General features: G+C 44.3%; 1 rRNA gene. It reads right to left on the bottom strand.

Annotated features, from left to right (window positions below):
* Positions 1–116: ribosomal RNA gene (gene rrf / locus MN204_RS21155) — 5S ribosomal RNA — on the bottom strand.
* Positions 117–235 lie beyond the last annotated feature (119 nt).

The raw sequence follows: 235 nt of genomic DNA, 5'->3' as shown, positions 1-235 counted from the left end.
GCCTGGCGGCGTCCTACTCTTGCAGGGGCAAAGCCCCAACTACCATCGGCGCTGAAGAGCTTAACTTCTGTGTTCGGGATGGGAACAGGTGTGGCCTCTTCGCTATTGCTACCAGACAACTAATTAAAAAGGTACTATTTATACCTTGAAAACTAAATAAGAGTAAATCAAGACATCAAAAGAAGTTTAGTTAAGTCCTCGATCTATTAGTATTCGTCAGCTACACGTGTCACCA

The organism is Oceanobacillus saliphilus (assembly GCF_023522835.1).
In the GTDB taxonomy this organism is placed as follows: domain Bacteria; phylum Bacillota; class Bacilli; order Bacillales; family Amphibacillaceae; genus Oceanobacillus; species Oceanobacillus saliphilus.
Note: the sequence above shows the minus strand (reverse complement) of the source record. Positions and strands in the feature narration are given on the sequence as shown.